Here is an 18,085-nt window from a genome sequence, read left to right on the forward strand (position 1 = left end):
GGTCTTGATCGCAGAAGTGCGGGGGCGCGCAGTGCGCCCCCGCACTTCTGCGATCTGAACACGCCGCGTCGTCCAGGGGAGAAGGACCGATGACCACACGACAGAAACAGCGTCGAGCCCAGGCGGGCACCCGGGGATCGCGGGTGTCCGTGATCGTGGCCGCCGTGCTGGCCTGGGCCGGGCTGACACTGGTGATGTACCCGACAGCGGCCGCCTGGGTCAGTTCATACAACCAGTCGCTCGCTCTCGAGAGCTACGGGCAGCAGGTGGTGGCGGCATCACCGCCGCCGGAGGACCAGATTGCGATCGCCGAGGAGTACAACTCGAAGCTCTCCTCGGGTGCCATCCTCGCGGCGAACACCAACGTCCCCACCGGATCCGGCAGCCTCGACGGTGACGAGCTGAACTACTGGAAGCTGCTGGATGCCGGACACGGACTGATGGGACGCATCCAGATCCCGTCGATCAGCGTGGATCTCCCGATCTATCACGGCACCAGCGACGAGGCGCTGCTCGAGGGAGCCGGGCACCTGCAGGGCACGTCATTGCCCGTTGGCGGTATCGACACGCACTCGGTGATCACCGCTCATCGCGGACTCGCCAATTCCCGGATGTTCACCGATCTGGACCAGGTGAAGAAGGGGGACACATTCTCCATCACCACCTTCGGGCACACGGTCAGCTACCAGGTGATCGACACGAAGGTGGTCGATCCGAAGGACAACGCGAGCCTGCGGCAGGAAGCGGGGAAGGACCTGGTGACGCTGGTCACCTGCACCCCGCTCGGCATCAACACCCACCGTATCCTCGTCACCGGAGCGCGCATCCTCCCGACCCCGCCCGAGGACCTCGCCCGAGGTGAGGGGCCGGCGGCGGTGGCCTTCCCCTGGTGGTTCGTCGCGTACGCCGGGATCACCCTGGGCGGGATCGTCCTGGTGTGGTGGCTCGTACGCCGTATGGGCCGGCCCGCGACGAAGAAGCGTGCGCGGGAGGAAGAGGAAGAGGAAGAGGCGGCTGACGCTCTCGCGATCTGACCCCATCGATTCGTTTCATTGCGCGCAATTGGCCCCTATCCAACCCGGATAGGGGCCAATTGCGCGCAATGAAACGGTCAGCCCTTGAGGCCCGAACCCGTCACGCCCTCCACGATCTGACGCTGGAAGATCAGGTACAGGATCACGAGGGGGAGAGCGGCGAGGATCGCGCCTGCCTGGATGTCGGCGTAGCGCTGACCGAAGCTGCCCTGCACCGTGGCGAGGCCCACGGGGATCGTCATCAGATCCGGGTTGGAGAGGACGTACAGGGGCAGCAGCAGGTTGTTCCACACACCAACGAAGGTGAGGATCGTCACCGCGGCGATCACCGGACGGCTCAGCGGCATGATCAGCGACCAGTAGATGCGCCAGGTGCCCGCCCCATCGATGACCGCAGCCTCCTCCAGCTCGCGCGGAATCGAATCGAAGAACTGCTTGAAGATGAACACCGCGATCACCGCAGGAACCTGGGGGAAGATCACGGACCAGTAGGTATTCAGCAGGCCGAGCGCGTTGAGCTCCTGGAAGATGGGGACGATGAGCACCTGGCCGGGGATCATGATCCCGAGCACGATCAGCAGCATGACGGTGTTCGAGCCGCGGAACCTCAGGCGAGAGAGGGCGTAGGCGGCCATCGAGGCCAGCAGTACGGTCAGCACCGACGTGACGACGGAGGTGATGGCGCTGGACAGGTACCAGTTCCAGATATCGCCCGAGCCGAGCAGCGTGGAGAACGAGTACAGCGTCGGATTCCAGTCGCTGAGGATCGCGGCGGCCCCGATCGCGGCGGTTCCGTTGTCGGTGAGCGCGGTCTTCAGCGCAAACAGGCTCGGGATCAGCCAGATCACGGAGAAGATCACGAGCACGACGGCGGCGACCGTATTGAACGTGCGTCCGTTCACCGGCTTTCGCACCCGCGAACCCGGCGCAGCGGCCGAGATTCCGTCGCGACGCTTGCGGGGAACGGTGATGTTGATGGTGTCGGTCATCTCAGCTCTCCTTCTGGGCGGCGGCGCGCTCGAACAGCTGCCGGATGATCGCGACGATCACGATGACGATGAACAGCAGGACGCTCGCCGCCGACGCGGCACCGAGGCGGTTGTCGGTGAACGCGGTGCTGGTGATCACGCCGAGCGTGACCTGCGTCGAGATGCCGGGGCCACCACCGGTCATCAGGTACACCTGGTCGAAGATCTTGAGGCTCGCGATGATCTGCAGCAGCACCACAAGGGTGGTGGTCTTGCTGATCATCGGGATGGTGATGTAGCGGATCTGCTGCCACGGGCTCGCACCGTCGACGGCGGCTGCTTCGTACAGCTCGCGCGGGATCTCCTGCAGGCCGGCGAGATACAGCACGTAGTTGAACCCGATCGTCCACCACAGGGTCGCGATCGCGATGCCGATCATCGCGGTGTTGGGGTCTGACAGCACCCCGGATCCTGGCGTGATCCCGAACAGCGACTCCACCCAAGCCCACAGACCCGTGGTGGGGGTGAAGATGAACACCCAGATGAGGGAGATCGTGGCAGAGGGGAGGATGTAGGGGAGGAAGAACGCCAGCCGGTAGAACCACTGGAAGCGGCGCATCCGATTGGTGAGCACCGCGAACACGAAGGCGAGGATCACCAGCGGCGGCGTGGTGTAGAGCGTGAACTGCAGCGTGTGCCACAGCGAACTCCAGAAGTCCGCCCGGGTGAGCATTTCCGCGTAGTTCGCGAAACCGGCGAACGATCCGAGGCCGGTGCGCACCGTCGAGGTGTTGAAGAAGCTCATGACGAGCATGTAGATCGTCGGGCCGAGCAGGAAGGCCAGGTAGAAGATGCCGAACGGGGCGATGAACAGCCACGCGCTGCGCGCGGTGCCGGTGGTGGCGCCGGCGTAGCCGGAGCTGGCTGTGCGGTGCGTGCCGCGCGCGGCACGCGGGACGGTGAGGGTTGCCGTGGTCACGTCGTCGTACCTCCGGGTCAGAGCGGGCTCGGCGTGTTGAGGTACACGGCGAGTTGATCCTTGATGGCCGACAGCGCCTGCTGCGGCGTGATGGACAGTTGCTGGACCAGGCCCAGCTGCGCGCCGACGATGCCCTCGAACGTGGATCCCGATCCGCCGTACCAGGCGGGATCGTCATACACGGCCGAGTCCGCGGCGGAGGCATAGTCGGATTGCGGGACGAGGTTCGCGAACTCCGCACTGGTGGCGGTCGGGAGATAGGCGGGAACGTGACCGCCCTGTGCCCAGGTCATCGACTGGTCGAGCATCGACTTGATGAACCGCATCGCCTGCAGCCGCTGCTCGGGGGTGCGCTCCTTGCGCGGCAGGATCAGCGCGTGCGAGTCGGCCTGGGATGCGGGCTTGTCGAACAGCGTCGGAACCGGCACCATGCCGAACTTCAGGCCCTTCACCGATTGGGCGGTGGAGATCTCCCACTCACCCTGCAGGTACAGACCCGCTTTCTCGGTGAACATGTAGGACTGCGCGGTGGCGTAATCGAGGCCCTTGTTGGTCCACCCGTTCTTGACCCAGGCCTGGATGCGGTCCATCACCGACAGGAAGACCTCCTCGTTGACCGTGAGCCTGGCGCCGTTGTCGGAGAGGAACGGGGTGGCTCCCTCGTGCTGGTTGTACAGCGTCCAGAACACGCGCCACGGTGTTGCGCTCTCTCCTCCGACGTTGGCGATGGTGATCGCCTCGCCGCCGGTCACGTCGTGGATCGCGGCGAGGGCCTGCTCGAAGGTGTCGATGCCGTCGAGTTTGTGCAGCTTGCCGCCGGAGATGAGACCCGCTTTCTCGCAGACCGCCTCGTTGAAGAACATCACGAGCGGGTGCGTGTCGATCGGGATGGCGATGTTCTGTCCGTCGGTGATCTGCGCATTCCACGGCCGCTCCGAGAAGTCGGCGGACGAGAGACCGACGCTGGCGAGATCCTCCTCGCTGATCGGGTCCAGCAAGCCGCCCTGCCATAGCGGCTTCGCCCGGGTGAGATGGGACACCGCCACGTCCGGCGGTTTGTTGCCGACCGTCGCCAGGGTGACCTTCGTGTAGTAGGGGTTGCCCCACGCGAAGGTGGTGGCCTGGAGCGAATCCGGACCGTTCTGCGTGCGGTAGACGTCCAGCATCTCCTGCAGGCGCACGCCGTCACCGCCGCCGAACAGGTTCCAGAACACGAGGGTCTCAGGTTTCAGACTGCTTCCGAACAGGCCTGCGGAGACCGGTGAGGAGCACCCTGCGAGCAGGGGAACGGCTGCAGCGCCCAGTGCTGCAGCGAGGAACCCCCGGCGTGTGAGCCGGAGTGAGGTATCAGGCATTCGTACGTGACCTCCTTGTCGACGAGATCCGAGAACGGATTCTCGGGTTGAGCCGAGTCGCACTCATTTCAACGTGGTAACGGTAGCGCGGGATGGTTCGCCTGGCAATGGCGATTTCTCAATCTCATGCGGAAGGGACCGGTCACGAGGTCCGTTTTCGGCGGTGTCGAGTGCAGGCTCGACAGTTCCGTTCCAACGATGTAATGTGATCCGTCAACGGGCAGTGTCGCCGCAGGGCGGGCAGGTCCGCTCATCGACAACAGACAGCGACAACGAGGAGTCACATGTCCCGCGCGACCATCACCGTCGACCGCGACTTCACCGTCGGCCCGGTGCCTCGAAGGATCTTCGGATCATTCGTCGAGCACATGGGCCGGTGCGTCTACACCGGAATCTACGAGCCCGGCCATGCTACCGCGGACGAGGAGGGATTCCGCACGGACGTGCTGGAGCTCACCCGCGAGATGGGGGTGAGTGTGGTCCGCTACCCCGGCGGCAACTTCGTGTCCGGCTACCGGTGGGAAGACGGCGTCGGACCCGTTGCCGAACGCGCCCGCCGCCTTGACGGCGCCTGGCACACCGTGGAGACGAACGCCTTCGGCCTGCACGAGTTCGCCAGCTGGGCGCGCAAGGCCGACGTCGAGATCATGGAGGCGATCAACCTCGGCACGCGCGGCGTCGAGGCCGCGCGCGAACTGGTGGAGTACGCCAACCACCCCGGGGGCACGGCCCTGAGCGACCTTCGTCGCCGCAACGGAGCTGCGGACCCGTTCGGCATCAAGCTCTGGTGTCTCGGCAACGAGATGGACGGCCCGTGGCAGATCGGTCACAAGACGGCCGACGAGTACGGCCGGCTCGCTCAGGAGGCGGGCAAGGCCATGCGCCTGGTGGACCCGTCGATCGAACTGGTCGCGTGCGGAAGCTCGTCCAGCGGGATGCCGACCTTCGGCGAGTGGGAGCGGATCGTGCTCGGTCACACCTACGACGTGGCCGACTATGTCTCGCTGCACGCCTACTACGAGGAGAGGGAGGGAGACGCCGCCAGCTTCCTGGCCTCCGCCGTCGATATGGACTACTTCATCGAGTCGGTGGTCTCCACGGCGGATGCCGTGCGGGCCGCGGGCAAGCACAAGAAGTTCATCAATCTCTCGTTCGACGAGTGGAATGTCTGGTACCAGAGCCGCCCGGGAGTCGATTCCCCGGCCGAGATCGAGGCTGCGGGTACCTGGACGGAGCACCCCCGCATCATCGAGGACGAGTACAACGTGACAGACGCCGTCGTCGTCGGCACGCTCCTGAACTCCCTGCTTCGCCATGGTGACCGCGTATCGATTGCGAACCAGGCGCAGCTGGCCAATGTGATCGCGCCGATTCGCAGTGAGGCGGGCGGGCCGGCGTGGCGCCAGTCGATCTTCTGGCCCTTCGCGCGCATGTCCGAGCTCGCGCGCGGCGAGATTCTTCGTCTGGCGGTGTCCAGTGACAAGTACGGCACGGCACGCTTCGGCGACGCCGACCTCGTCGACGCCAGCGCCACCTGGGATGAGGAGACCGGGCGCGTCGCCATCTTCCTCGCCAACCGCGGTCTGGACGAGGACGCCGACGTGTCGGTCTCGCTGCGGGGCTTTACGGGGTCTCGCGTCACCCGCGCCGAGGTGCTCACCGTTCCCGAGGGCGGCGATCGTTTCACCTCCAACATCGTGGATGCCCAGGACCGGGTGGGCCTGCGACCGCTCTCCGCCGCCGTTGACGGTGCGACTCTCACCACCACGCTTCCTGCGCTGTCGTGGGCGGTCATCGAGGTGGAGGTCGCGAAGGCCTGAGTGACGTCCCTCGTCTCGTCCCGCGGCCCTCGGTGGCGTGGCGGGACGGGGGACGGCGGAGGCGCTGTGCCGGCGTGCCCCGCCGACGCTCCCCAGGTTCCTCCGATGTTCTCGAGGTGCCGCTGATGTTCCCGCCGCCGCCGCCGAGTCTCCAGCGCGGCGCTGATGTTCGCGGGTGGCGCTGGTGCTCCCGGGCGGTGCTGGTGCTCCCGGGTGGTGCTGATGTTGGCGGGGTGGTGCTGGTGTTCCGGAGCGGTGCTCATGTTGGCGGGGTGGTGCTGGTGTTCCGGAGCGGTGCTGATGTTGGCGGGGTGGTGCTGGTGCTCCGGAGCGGTGCTCACGTTGGCGGGGTGGCGCTGGGATGCCAGGGTGGCGCTGATCTTCCCAGGGGCGCCGCTGAGTCTCCAGGGTGACGCTGATGTTCGCGGGGTGGCGCTGGTGTTCCGGGGTGGCGCTGATGTTGGCGGGGTGGCGGTGGCGTTCCGGGGTAGCGCTGATGTTCCGGGGTGGCGCTCGCTTTCCCGGGGTGGCGCTCACGTCCTCCGCGGTGGTGCTGGTGTCCGCCGCTCACGCCGGGCGGACGCCGCGGCACCGCTCGTCCGGTGGTTTCGACGCCGTGGGCCGCCTCAGCATGCCGGGCGAGCGAGGTCGCGTGCGATAGTGGCAACCACGGATTCGAAGACCGCGTGCCAGTCGGTTCCGTCGGGCATCACGCCGGCGAGCTGCAGACTCACGGCCCCGTGTACCTGGGCCCAAATGGCGAGCACGCGGGTACGCACGACAGTCTCGCTCGCGCGGGGCAGGAGAGCTGTCACCGTGCGCATCAGCGGGAGGATGGCCCCGTCGGATGACGGAACGTCTTCGGGTGCGCAGGCGAGCAGTGCGCCTCCGAACATCAGTCGATAGCGCACGGGATTGGCCAGTGCCCAGTCCCGGTACGCCCACCCCAGCGCGGCGAGCCCTTCGGTCTCCGCCGCGTGCTGTGCGGCGCCGAACGACGCGAACGCGTCGTCGATGACCGCCGCGACGAGTCCGTCGCGACTGCCGAACAGTGCGTAGACCGCACTCGTCGACGTGTGAGCTGCGGAGGTCACGGCGCGCAGCGAGAACCCGTCCACTCCGTGTGCGTCGATAGCCTCGGCGGTTTCCGTGAGCACGCGTGTGCGCAGCGCATCGTCATACACCGGGGGTCTTGCCATGGTGCCCACCGTATCGTTACGTTGTTCCGTAACAGTGTTATGAAATGGGGATCGACATGACTGAGGTACATCTCGGCAGGTTCACCGCCCGGCCCGAACAGCAGAGCATCACGGTCTTCCTCATCGGGATGCGCGCGAACCGCTGGTGGAAACTCGGCCGGGTCGCCTCCGTTGCGCGGGAGATGCCTCGCATGCTGGCGCACCTCGCCGGTCATCCGGAGGCCGGCATGCTCGGCTGTCATTCATGGTTCGGCCGGACGACGCTGCTGCTGTCCTACTGGCAGAGTCCCGAACATCTGCAGCGGTTCGCCGCGGATCGTGACGCTCCGCACCTGCAGCCCTGGCGGGATTACATGCGTCGACTCCAGGGCAGTGGGGACATCGGCGTCTGGCATGAGACCTATCAGGTGCCCGTCACCGATCAGGAGGCGGTGTACGTGGACATGCCGGTGTTCGGTCTCGCGCGAGCGACCCGACATGTCCCGATCGGGGCGGGGATGCAGACGGCGCGGCAGCGACTCGGTCGGACGAGCGTGCCGACACGCTCCACAAAAGAGCCAGGCCAGAGCGACTTTTCGCCAGCCGGGGAAAAATCTTCAAAAAAATTCTGAGTTCTGCGTCATAGATCGCCGGTGTTCCCGTCTCTATGGGTGAGACACCGTATGCGACATCCGGGGGGAGTTGCAGCAGTCGGTGCGAGAGGGGATGGCGATTCGTCGCCACTCGGTGGGACCGGACCCGATGAGGTCCCACCGATCCTCGCCTCGCGTGTGGAGCACTGGGGGGTGCTTCCGGAGGGCGCGGGACGTGGAGAAGAAGAGGCGGGGTGGATGGCGAGGGGCCACCACCCCGCCTTCTTCGTTGTCCGGGACGTGATGCTGCGATCTGTGAACGAGAATCGCCGCGTTTCGGATCCTCGCTCCCAGACTCCTCGCTCCCAGACGAGGCCTCACGGCCGGATCAGGGACGGAAGCGGGCGAGCGCTGATTCGGAGGCTCGGGCGAGGAGCGAGACATCGGCCGCCACCGCGATGAAGGAGGCCCCCGCAGCGAGGTAGGCATCGGCGGCGTCCGGCGCGAACGCGTTGACGCCGACGGGCTTTCCTGCCGCGATGACCGCGTCGAACACACGGTGGACGGCCGCGACCACCTCCGGGTGGGTCTGCTCACCGATCACGCCGAGCGACGCCGCCAGATCAGCGGGTCCCACGAACACGCCTGCGACACCGTCCACGGCGGCGATCTCCGCCGCCTGCGCCACGGCATCGGCCGACTCGATCTGCACGAACAGCGAAACGTGCTCGTCCGCGTTCCGCAGGTAGTCGTCAACACGGTTCCACCGCGCCGAACGCGACAGGGCTGAGCCGACTCCGCGCCGCCCGGCAGGCGGGTAACGTACGGCGGCCACCAGTTCCCGGGCCTGCTCGGCGGTGCCCACCATCGGAACCAGGACGTTCTGCGCCCCGAGGTCGAGCACGCGCTTGAGGGTGACGTCGTCGCCGAACGGCACGCGGACGACCGGGCTCACGCTCGGGTAGCCGGCGAGCACCTGGAGCTGGAGTTGCACTGACTCCAGGGAGTTGGCCGAATGCTCCATATCGATCAGCACCCAGTCGGGCTGCGCTCCGGCGATGATCTCTGTGACGAGAGGGGACCCGGCCACCGACCACAGCCCGATCATCGGCCGGTCGGCTGCGGCGAGGGCCTCACGAAACGTGGGTTGGAGTGTCATGCGTGCTCCCTCATGCGATGCGGCATTCGATCGTCCCGAAATCCCCGTAGTCGGCGAGAACGGTGTCGCCCGCCTCCACCCACACCGGCCGGGTGAAGGAGCCTGCGAGGATGATCTCGCCCGCCTCCAGACGGTCTCCGTGCTGGTGCAGCTTATCGGCGAGCCAGGCGACGCCGCGTGCCGGATGCCCCAGCACCCCAGCTGCCACTCCGGTCTCCTCGACCTGCCCGTTCTTGAACAGCACCCCCGGGACCCACCGCAGATCGATCTCTTCCGGGCGTCGGTGCACGGTGCCGAGGACCATCGCCCCGTAGGCGGCGTTGTCGCTGATGGTATCCACGATCGTGCGGCCCTCCAGCTCGATGTGCGAGTTCAGCACCTCGAGGGCAGGGACGACATAGTCGGTCGCGGCGATGACCGCGTCGAGCGTGCAATCGGGTCCGGACAGCGCCTCCTTCAGGACGAACGCCAGCTCGACCTCGATGCGCACGTTCGAGAAGTGCGCGGCGGGAATCACCGCTCCCGAGGCATGGACGGTGTCATCGAACATGACGCCGTAGTCCGGCTCTGTGATGCCGGTGGCGTGTTGCATGGCGCGCGAGGTCAGCCCGATCTTGCGCCCGATCAGCCGGCGCCCGGAAGCGATCTGGCGGTCGCGCCACACGCCCTGAATCGCATAGGAATCCTCGACGGTCGCTTCGGGATACCGTGCGGTGATCCGCGGGATCACCGTGTGCTCGCGATCAGCGACCGCGAGCTCGTCGGCCAGGTGGGTGATCGTGTCAGGTGTCAGCATGGGCGGCTCCTCTCGTGACCCGGGATCAGAGCTGGTGGCCGAGCTTGTACTCGCCCTGCTTCCATTCCGGCATGGCGTCCTCGTCGGTCGGTCGCGTGTAGGAGAAGCCGTCGGCACCGATCGTGACCGCCATCTCGCTGGAGTCGGTGCGGGCGACGACGGGCTGCGGGTTGCCGTCGAGGTCCAGCACCAGGGAGGCGTCGGTGTACCAGCTCGGCACGACGGGGTTGCCCCACCAGTCGCGGCGCTGGTTGTCGTGCACGTCCCAGGTGATCACCGGGTTGTCCGGATCACCGGTGTAGTAGTCCTGCGTGTAGACCTCCACGCGGTGACCGTCCGGATCGCGCAGGTAGAGGTAGAACGCGTTGGAGACGCCGTGCCGGCCGGGGCCGCGCTCAATGGCGTCGGATCGGCGCAGTGCGCCGAGCTTGTCGCAGATCGCGAGGATGTTGTGCTTCTCGTGCGTGGCGAAGCAGACATGGTGCATCCGGGGTCCGTCGCCGCCGGTCATAGCCGTGTCGTGCACGGTGGGCTTGCGGCGCATCCATGCCGCGTACACCGTGCCTTCCTCGTCCTGGATGTCCTCGGTCACGCGGAAGCCGAGATCCTGCATGTACTTCACCGCGCGCGGGACGTCGGGGGTGACCTGGTTGAAGTGATCCAGCCGCACCAGCTCGCCGGGGATGTGCACGTCGTAGCGCCACGACATCCGCTCGACGTGATCGGTCTGGTGGAAGAACTCGTACGGGAAACCGAGGGGGTCAATCACGCGGACCGAGTCGCCGATGCCCTCGACGAAGCCCTCGGGGTTGCGTCGCACCTCGCAGCCCAGCTCCGTATAGAACGCAACCGCGCGGTCGAGGTCCTCGGGGGTGCGCACGCGGTAGGAGAAAGCCGCGACGGCGGCGATCGGACCCTTGCGCAGCACCAGGTTGTGGTGGATGAACTCCTCCGTGGAGCGGAGGTAGATGCTCTCCTCGTTCTCCTGCGTCACATACAGCCCGAGAACGTCCACGTAGAACACACGCGAGGCCGCCAGGTCGGTGACGACGAGCTCCATGTAGGCGCACCGCAGCACATCGGGCGGAGCCGCGGCCGGAGTGGGGATCGGATTGTCCGTGACGATGGGCGCCTCCTGGCTCACGAAGAAGCCGGAGGAGGTGAGCGTCATGTCTTCACGATTGGTCATGTCTGGTCCTTGCGTCGTTGCGGGGCCGGTCGCGGCTCAGTGCTTGCCGAATGTGGGGTTGTGCGGTTCGCCCAGGGTGATGTGGACCGCCTGCTGGTCGGTGTAGAAGTCGATCGAGCGGTAGCCGCCCTCGTGCCCGAGGCCGGAGGCCTTCACTCCGCCGAACGGAGTGCGGAGGTCTCGTACGTTGTTGCTGTTGAGCCACACCATGCCCGCCTCGATCGCCTGCGCGAAGTTGTGGGCCCGACGCAGATCGTTGGTCCAGACGTAGGCCGCGAGGCCGTACTTCGTGTTGTTGGCGAGGGCCAGCGCCTCCTCGTCGGTGTCGAACGGTGTGATGGCCACGACCGGTCCGAAGATCTCCTCCTGGAAGATGCGCGCATCGGGGGAGACGTCGGCGAACACCGTGGGGGCGACGTAGTTGCCGGTGGGGAAGCCCTCCGGGCGCCCGCCGCCCGCGACGAGACGACCTTCGCCCTTGCCGATCTCGACGTAGCTCATCACCTTCTCGTAGTGCTCGGGATGCACGAGCGCGCCCACCTCCGTAGCAGGATCCTGCGGGTCTCCCACCTTCACGCGCTTCGCCTGGGCGGCGTACCGCTCGACGAACTCGTCATAGACGGAGCGCTCGACCAGGATGCGGGAGCCCGCGGTGCAGCGCTCGCCGTTCAGCGAGAACACGCCGAAGATGCAGGCGTCGATGGCGGTCTCCAGGTCGGCGTCGGCGAACACCACGGCGGGGCTCTTGCCGCCGAGCTCCATCGACAGGCCCTTGAGGTACGGGGCCGCGTTGCCGAAGATGATCTGTCCCGTGCGGCTTTCCCCGGTGAAGGAGATGAGCGGGACGTCCGGGTGCTTCACGAGCGCGTCGCCGGCATCCTCGCCGAGGCCGTTCACCAGGTTGAACACGCCCTGCGGGAGACCGGCCTCTTCGAAGATTCCCGCCCACAGCGACGCCGACAGCGGCGTGAACTCGGCCGGCTTGAGCACGACGGTGTTGCCGGTGGCCAGGGCAGGGCCCAGCTTCCACGACTCCAGCATGAACGGGGTGTTCCATGGGGTGATGAGACCCGCCACACCGATCGGCTTGCGGTTGACGTAGTTCATCTGCCGGCCCGGCACCTTGAAGGCGTTGTCGTGCTCGGCGACGATGAGGTCGGCGAAGAAGCGGAAGTTCTCGGCCGCGCGCCGCGCCTGACCCAGGGCCTGCGTGATCGGCAGTCCGGAATCGAAGCTCTCCAGCTCGGCGAGTCGGGCGTCGCGCGATTCGACGATGTCGGCGATCCGGTGCAGGATGCGCGAGCGCTCGCGGGCCGTCATCCGCGGCCAGGGGCCGTCGGTGAACGCCCGACGAGCAGCCGCCACGGCGCGATCGACATCTGCCTTCTTGCCCGCCGCGGCCTGCACGTAGGTCTCGTTGGTGACGGGATCGAGCACGTCGAAGGTGTCGCCGTCGAGCGAATCGACGAAGGAGCCGTCGATGTAGTGCCGGATGCGGTCCGGCAGCTCCGCCGGGATGTGACGATCGGACATCGGTCCTCCTGAGTGGTCAGCGCGCGGTGCGCTCAATTGGATGAGGGAAGGGATCCGAGGCTCCGCGATGCGCGGTAGGCCTGGAGGGTGTGGTCGCGGTGCTCGCGAGCGGCGATCTCGATGCGCATCCCGTCGGCGCCCTCGCGGATCAGGCGGATGAGCTCGCTGTGCTCCTGCACGGAATGCGCCGCGCGGTCGGGGACGAAGGAGAACGTGGAATCGCGCAAACCGGCAAGTCGTGCCCAATCGCGCTCGACGAGCTCGACGAGGTGCTGGTTGGGGCAGGCCTCGAACAAGGTGGCGTGGAACTGCTGGTTGAGGATCGTGAACGTGTGCGGGTCGAAGTTGGCCAGCAGCGTGTCCATGCGGGCGTTGATCGCCTCGGCTCGTAAGAGCAGCTCTTCGGTGAGCAGCGGTGCGGCCAGCGCTGTGGCCGCACCCTCGATGATGCCGAGCGACTGCATCGTGTCGGTGTAGCGATCCGCGTCGACGAGCGCGACCCGCGCTCCCACGTTGCGCTCGAACGTGACCAGCCCCTCCGCCTCGAGGCGGCGGATCGCCTCGCGGACGGGAACCACGCTCATCTCGAGCTCTTCGGCGAGGGACGCCAGTACCAGCCGGTAGCCGGGCCCGAACTGGTGGCGGTCAATGTGACCGCGGATCCAGATGTAGGCGAGCTCTGACTTGCTGCCCGCGGTGCGCGCGTCGGGGGTGTGGATGTCGATGGGGCCGAAGTCAGCCACGGTTCTTCTCCTCGGCACGCCAGGCGTCATAGCGTTCGCGCCACGCGGCGTTCATCGGGAACAGGCCGTCCACCTTCGCTCCGGCGGCCACCTGCGCCGCGATCCAGGCGTCCTCGTCCTCCTGCGCGAGGGCCGCGTCCACCACCTCCTCCGCCAGGGCGGGCGGGATGACGATGACGCCGTCGCGGTCGGCCACCACGATGTCGCCCGGCTGCACGGTGGTGCCGCCGCACGCGATGGTCACGTCGCTGTCCCACGGCACGTGGCGGCGCCCGAGCACAGCGGGGTGAGCTCCGCGGCTGTACACCGGGATGCCCACTGCGGCGACGGCGTCGTAGTCGCGTACGCCGCCGTCGGTGATGATGCCGGCGGCGTGCTGGGCGCGGGCGCGGATGGCGAGGACGTCGCCGAGTGTTCCGGAACCGGATTCCCCGCGCGCCTCGATCACGATGACCTCGCCCTCCTGAACGGAGTCGAAGGTGCGCTTCTGGGCGTTGTATCCGCCGCCGTGTGATGCGAAGAGGTCCTCCCGGTTCGGCACGAAGCGGAGCGTGCGAGCGACGCCCACGATCTTCTGGTCGGGGTGCATCGGGGTGACGCCGTCGATCGTGGTGTTGTTCAGTCCGCGCTTTCGCAGCTGCTGGGAGAGACCCGCGACCGGGGCGCGACGCAGGCGAGTGGCCAGATCGGGATCCAGTCCGGTGCGCGCCGGAGGCAGACCCGCGGCCTCGCGCGAACCCCATGCCTCCTCCCGCTGCAGGTCGTCCGCAGCGGGTGTCGATCCCACCGAGGCGTCGTACGCGCCGGAGCCGGCGATGACTGTGGTGCGCAGGCGCCCCGTGCTGGCCGCAGAGGTGAACACCTCGACCTCGACGACGTCGTTGGGCTGAACCACGGTGGAGCCGGCCGGCGTGCCCGTGAGGATCACGTCGCCGCGCTCCAGGGTGAAGTGCTGGGAGAGGTCCGCGACGAAGCGGGGGAGGGAGAAGAACATCCCGGCCGACGAGTCATCCTGCAGCAGCTGTCCGTTCACCCAGGTGCGGATGCCGACGTCCTCGGGGTCGACGCCGTCGGCCTCGATGAGAGCGGGGCCGAGCGGGGTGTACCCGTCGCCGCCCTTCGAACGGACGTTGGAGCCCTTGTCGGCGGCTCGCAGGTCGTACAACCCGAAGTCATTGCCCGCGGTGACCCAGCCGACGTGAGACCACGCGCTCTCCAGCGGCACCCGCCGTGCGGGCGTGCCGATCACGAGCGCGATCTCGCCCTCGAAGGCGAGCAGCTCGGTGCCCTCCGGGCGCTCGATGACGCCCCCGGACGCAGCGACCGAACTGGAGGGCTTGAAGAAGTACGAGGGCTGTGCGGGCTTGCGGCCGCGCTGCTGGGCGCGCGATTCGTAACTCAGGTGCACGGCGATGATCTTGCCGGGGCGCAGCGGCAGGGCGGCGAAGCGCGGATCGGTGTCCAACGTCTCTCCTTCACGTCGACGGGAATGAGTCACGGTGACCCTATCGGAAGAACCTGTTGAGTCGTATCTCAAATCGTATATGATCATGGTCACTCGGACAACGACGATTCCACAACCTCCACAGATCGTCGTCCGGACCCGCACAGATCGACGAGGGAGTCATCATGAGTTCACACACAGGACCCGGGGGTCTCACCCCCACCGGCACGATCAGCTCGGCCGGGGACCGTCGCAGGGTCGTCTTCGCGACGGTGATCGGAACCACCATCGAGTGGTACGACTTCTTCACCTACGCCACCATGGCGGGCCTGGTCTTCGGCACCCTGTTCTTCGAGCCGGCCGGTGCCGGCGTCGGAACCCTGCTCTCCTTCGTCACCGTGGGCCTCAGCTTCCTGTTCCGTCCGCTCGGAGCTTTCCTCGCCGGCCACTTCGGCGACCGCGTCGGCCGTCGTCAGGTGCTGGTGGTGACGTTGTTCGGCATGGGCGTCGCCACCGCTCTCATCGGCGTCCTGCCGACCTTCGCGGCAGCCGGGATCGTGGCGCCGATCCTGCTCATCCTGCTCCGGGTGCTGCAGGGCGTCTCCGCCGGCGGTGAATGGGGAGGTGCCGTGCTCATGGCGGTGGAGCACGCACCGCGCGACAAGCGTGGTGCCTTCGGCGCCGCACCCCAGGTGGGCGTCCCGCTCGGTCTGCTGCTCTCCAGCGCCGTGATCGCGATCGTGTCCGCGCTGGCCCCGGGCGATGCGTTCCTGGAGTGGGGATGGCGCGTTCCGTTCCTGCTTTCGGTCGTGCTGATCGTCGTGGGCTACTGGATCCGTCGCAGCGTCGAGGAGAGCCCGGTGTTCGCCGAGATCGCCGAACGCTCCGCTCAGACCAAGACCCCGATCGTGGTGCTGTTTCGTACGTACGGCGTCGTGGTGGTGCTGGCGGCGCTGGTATTCGCGGGCAACAACGCGGTCGGCTACATGACCACCGGCGGCTGGATCCAGGGCTACGGTGCCAATGCGCTGGGCCTCACCCGTCCCGAGGTGCTGTGGTCCGTCGCTGTCGGCGCCGTCATCTGGCTGGTGCTCACCTGGTTCGGCGGCACGATCTCGGATCGCATCGGCCGGCGCCGTACCTATGTGATCGGATGGCTGCTGCAGGCGGCAGGCGTGCTGTCGCTGTTTCCGCTCGTCAACACCGGAAACGTCGTCCTCTTCGCCCTCGGGCTGTCGATCCTGTCCGTCGGGCTCGGCCTCACCTACGGACCGCAGTCCTCGTTCTACGCCGAGATGTTCCCGGCGTCGGTGCGATTCTCGGGCGTCTCCATCTCGTATGCGATCGGCGCGATCTGCGGTGGCGCGTTCGCGCCTCTCGTCGCCGAGGCGCTGTTCCAGGCCACCGGCGGCACCACCGCGGTGATGTGGTACCTGCTCGCGATGACGATCGTCGGTCTCCTTGCGACTCTCGCCTTCCGCAACCGCGCGGGAATCCCCCTGGGGATCGATCACGAGGTAGAGCAGGCGAAGACCCCGCTCTACGGGGTCGGCGTCACCGAGGCCTGACCAGACGACGAAGCGCCGGCTCCTCGCCGGCGCTTCGTCGTCTGCGCTCAGGAGTTCACGCGGATGATCTCCTGCTGGTACGGAGCGATGACGCCGGTGGAGATGCGGCAGTCCAGAAGCAGGAAGCGCCGCTGGTCCACCGGCTCCGCGCTCCAGCTGTCCAGACGGTCGAGCTGCGCCAGCGACGTGACGACGACGCCCTCGGCGCCGACGGCCTCGGCGAGGGCGGCAAAGCTCACCCCGGGGATCATCATCGGGCCGGTCGCGAGGCCCTTCAGCCCATAGAGGTTGACCTCGGCGCCGTATGCGCCGTCGTTCCAGATGACACCGATGCCGCGTCCACCCGCCGACCGGACGGCGGATTCGAGATCGGCAAGCGCCATCAGCCCACCGCCGTCGCCCGAGGAGAGCACGATCGTGGCATCGGGCCGGGCAGCTGCGGCGCCGACCACGCTCGGGAAGCCGAGCCCGATCGACTGGTAGGCGGTGCCCACCATCATGAACCGATCCGGGGACGCGACCGGCCAGTACATGTTGGCCCAGCCCAGGAAGTGCCCGCCGTCGGTGACGACGACGCGGTCCTCGGGCAGGCTCCGGGCGATGCGGATCGCCACGGAACGAGGGTCCAGCCGGCCGTCGGGCGCGAGCTCTTCCCCGGCGTCGCGCGCCACGAGCGCATCGACGTCGATGCGTTCCCGCCACGCCGGCAGCGTGCGCTCGGGCAGCGCCGCGAGGATCTCCTCGGCTGCGACGCGGGCGTCGGCGCGGACATAGCCCGACACCACCGCGTGGGTCGCCGCGGCGGAGATGTCCACCTGGAACACCCGCGTCCCGGGGGCGAACAACTCCCCGAAGCGCATGGTGAACTGGTTGAGCCCGGCGCCGAAGACCACGGCGACGTCCGCCTCGCGGATGAGTTCCATCGCGCCGTCAGCGCCGAACCCGCCGGTCACGCCCAGGTCGTAGCGCGTGTCCGGGAACAGCCCACGGCCCAGCGCCGTCGAGGCCGTGACCGCACCCGTCGCCTCGGCGAGACGCCCGAGCGCTGTCCCGGCGCCGGCGAGATGCGCACCGCGCCCCGCCAGCAGGAACGGCCGTTCGGCGGTGGCCAGCGCCTCGGCGATCTCACGGATCCGGTCGGTGCCGACCTCGCCGCGCGGCTGCAGTGCGGCGGGCAGCGACAGGGCGGGCACCTCGCCCGGCTCGCCCGCCTCCAGCGTGGCGACGTCGTAGGGGATGGCGAGAACCACCGGCACCTTGTAGCTCAGGGCGTGCTCGATCGCGATGGCCGTGGTGGCCACAGCGTCGGCGCGGCCCACGGTGTAGGTGCGCGCGCCGACGGCCGATGCCAGCGCGATCTGATCCACGTCCCACGGCCTCGGGCCTGACGTGGGCTCATCGCCCACCACGAGCACCAGCGGGACGTGCGCCTGTGCGGCTTCGGCCAGTGGTGTCAGGGTGTTGGTGAATCCGGCGCCGTACGTGGCGGTGGCGATGGCGATGCGTCCCGAGGCGCGGAAGTGCGCATCGGCGGCCACCACGCCGCCCGCCTCGTGGCGCACAGCTGTGAAGGTGACGCTGCGCGAGCGCTCGAGGGCGTCGAGCAGGTAGGCGTTGCCGTTGCCCATCACGCCGAACACCTGATCGGTGAAGGCGGCGAGCGCATGGGCGACGTGCGCGGAGACGGTGGTGTCGGTGGGAACGGGAGTGGGCATGACGGTGCTCC

General features: G+C 67.6%; 15 protein-coding genes. 4 read left to right on the forward strand and 11 right to left on the reverse strand.

The features are described from left to right. Positions 1-89 precede the first annotated feature (89 nt). On the forward strand, positions 90-1,034 hold the full coding sequence (locus ACIQJ5_RS03390) for a class C sortase (RefSeq protein ID WP_402840881.1): 945 nt from the start codon (positions 90-92) through the stop codon (positions 1,032-1,034). Between the two features lie 77 nt (positions 1,035-1,111). On the opposite strand, the gene ACIQJ5_RS03395 is transcribed toward ACIQJ5_RS03390, so the two are convergent. The 3 genes from ACIQJ5_RS03395 to ACIQJ5_RS03405 are packed head-to-tail and all read right to left on the reverse strand — an operon-like array spanning position 1,112 to position 4,336. Then, positions 1,112-2,023 carry a carbohydrate ABC transporter permease gene (locus ACIQJ5_RS03395; RefSeq protein ID WP_231090419.1) on the reverse strand — a complete coding sequence of 304 codons (912 nt, stop codon included), beginning with the start codon at positions 2,021-2,023 and terminating at the stop codon, positions 1,112-1,114. A gap of 1 nt (position 2,024) precedes the next feature. After that, the gene (locus ACIQJ5_RS03400; protein ID WP_231090417.1) at positions 2,025-2,981 is read right to left on the reverse strand and encodes a carbohydrate ABC transporter permease; all 957 of its coding nucleotides are present in this window, start codon (positions 2,979-2,981) and stop codon (positions 2,025-2,027) included. 17 nt (positions 2,982-2,998) lie between these two features. Continuing rightward, entirely contained in the window at positions 2,999-4,336 is a 1,338-nt protein-coding gene (locus ACIQJ5_RS03405) for an extracellular solute-binding protein (RefSeq protein WP_231090416.1), read from the reverse strand. A 284-nt stretch (positions 4,337-4,620) separates the two neighbouring features. On the opposite strand from ACIQJ5_RS03405, the gene ACIQJ5_RS03410 reads away from it, so the two are divergent. Further along, on the forward strand, positions 4,621-6,156 hold the full coding sequence (locus ACIQJ5_RS03410) for an alpha-N-arabinofuranosidase (RefSeq protein WP_402840886.1): 1,536 nt from the start codon (positions 4,621-4,623) through the stop codon (positions 6,154-6,156). Between the two features lie 626 nt (positions 6,157-6,782). On the opposite strand, the gene ACIQJ5_RS03415 is transcribed toward ACIQJ5_RS03410, so the two are convergent. Then, positions 6,783-7,355, reverse strand: coding sequence for a WHG domain-containing protein (locus tag ACIQJ5_RS03415; protein WP_402840889.1), 573 nt, complete (start codon positions 7,353-7,355; stop codon positions 6,783-6,785). 56 nt (positions 7,356-7,411) lie between these two features. Here ACIQJ5_RS03415 and ACIQJ5_RS03420 point away from each other — a divergent pair, with 56 nt between their 5' ends. Beyond that, positions 7,412-7,966: a DUF4188 domain-containing protein gene (locus ACIQJ5_RS03420; protein ID WP_402840892.1), complete on the forward strand. Its 555-nt coding sequence runs from the start codon at positions 7,412-7,414 to the stop codon at positions 7,964-7,966. Between the two features lie 349 nt (positions 7,967-8,315). Here the strand turns inward: ACIQJ5_RS03420 and ACIQJ5_RS03425 are convergent, their stop codons facing one another. From ACIQJ5_RS03425 to ACIQJ5_RS03450, 6 genes are read right to left on the reverse strand one after another with little or no spacing between them, the layout of a single operon-like run. Next, positions 8,316-9,086, reverse strand: a complete 771-nt coding sequence (locus ACIQJ5_RS03425) for an HpcH/HpaI aldolase/citrate lyase family protein (RefSeq protein ID WP_231090411.1) — start codon at positions 9,084-9,086, stop codon at positions 8,316-8,318. Between the two features lie 10 nt (positions 9,087-9,096). After that, positions 9,097-9,882 carry a 2-keto-4-pentenoate hydratase gene (locus ACIQJ5_RS03430; RefSeq protein WP_402840895.1) on the reverse strand — a complete coding sequence of 262 codons (786 nt, stop codon included), beginning with the start codon at positions 9,880-9,882 and terminating at the stop codon, positions 9,097-9,099. Between the two features lie 25 nt (positions 9,883-9,907). Beyond that, complete coding sequence (gene hpaD / locus ACIQJ5_RS03435) at positions 9,908-11,071, reverse strand: 3,4-dihydroxyphenylacetate 2,3-dioxygenase (protein WP_402840898.1); 1,164 nt, start codon at positions 11,069-11,071, stop codon at positions 9,908-9,910. 36 nt (positions 11,072-11,107) lie between these two features. Beyond that, positions 11,108-12,604, reverse strand: coding sequence for a 5-carboxymethyl-2-hydroxymuconate semialdehyde dehydrogenase (hpaE, locus tag ACIQJ5_RS03440; RefSeq protein WP_402840901.1), 1,497 nt, complete (start codon positions 12,602-12,604; stop codon positions 11,108-11,110). 32 nt (positions 12,605-12,636) lie between these two features. Next, complete coding sequence (locus ACIQJ5_RS03445; protein WP_402840904.1) at positions 12,637-13,347, reverse strand: GntR family transcriptional regulator; 711 nt, start codon at positions 13,345-13,347, stop codon at positions 12,637-12,639. Continuing rightward, entirely contained in the window at positions 13,340-14,812 is a 1,473-nt protein-coding gene (locus tag ACIQJ5_RS03450; RefSeq protein ID WP_402840907.1) for a fumarylacetoacetate hydrolase family protein, read from the reverse strand. Before ACIQJ5_RS03450 ends, ACIQJ5_RS03445 begins: the two co-directional genes overlap by 8 nt. A 164-nt stretch (positions 14,813-14,976) precedes the next feature. Between ACIQJ5_RS03450 and ACIQJ5_RS03455 the strand changes: the two genes are divergently transcribed. Further along, on the forward strand, positions 14,977-16,359 hold the full coding sequence (locus ACIQJ5_RS03455; protein ID WP_402840910.1) for an MFS transporter: 1,383 nt from the start codon (positions 14,977-14,979) through the stop codon (positions 16,357-16,359). Positions 16,360-16,406: 47 nt separating this feature from the next. On the opposite strand, the gene ACIQJ5_RS03460 is transcribed toward ACIQJ5_RS03455, so the two are convergent. Then, positions 16,407-18,074: a thiamine pyrophosphate-binding protein gene (locus ACIQJ5_RS03460; RefSeq protein ID WP_402840913.1), complete on the reverse strand. Its 1,668-nt coding sequence runs from the start codon at positions 18,072-18,074 to the stop codon at positions 16,407-16,409. Positions 18,075-18,085: the final 11 nt, after the last annotated feature.

The sequence above is a fragment of the Microbacterium sp. GXS0129 genome, assembly GCF_044769785.1.
Taxonomy (GTDB): domain Bacteria; phylum Actinomycetota; class Actinomycetes; order Actinomycetales; family Microbacteriaceae; genus Microbacterium; species Microbacterium nymphoidis.